This is a genomic window from Vibrio sp. 10N.222.52.B7, from assembly GCF_041474275.1.
GTDB lineage: Bacteria > Pseudomonadota > Gammaproteobacteria > Enterobacterales > Vibrionaceae > Vibrio > Vibrio crassostreae_C.
Genome location: NZ_JBFRTU010000722.1, coordinates 1 through 331, shown reverse-complemented (window position 1 = coordinate 331; position 331 = coordinate 1). Strand labels below are relative to the sequence as shown.

Sequence of the window (331 nt, the reverse complement as noted above, 5' to 3'; positions counted from 1 at the left end):
TGGGGAGCAGCTATGGGTACTCTAAGGGGCTACCAACGTCCCGGGTTTCAGCATCTGATACCAAATTAACCGCTTGGGTTTATAGCAATGAGGTAGCTCAGCATCGCGAAGTTTGTATGAAAGTTAAATTCAATACTGGTAGCCAGTATGACAATAACTATTACGATAGCTGTGCTTATCCAAATGAATCAAGTGCCTTCTATCAAAGCGTACAACCTAAGTCCTATAGTGCTGCTGATTTTTCTGAACTTGGTGAAGGTGAACAGGTATGGGAAGAGAGTAACGCTGATGGGTTCTATTTCGACAAAGCTGAGATGTATAACTTCTATGT

The 331-nt window shown here is 42.3% G+C and carries 1 pseudogene; it reads left to right on the top strand.

The features are described 5' to 3' along the window. Positions 1-331, top strand: a pseudogene (locus tag AB4512_RS24985) (hypothetical protein); the annotation flags it as partial.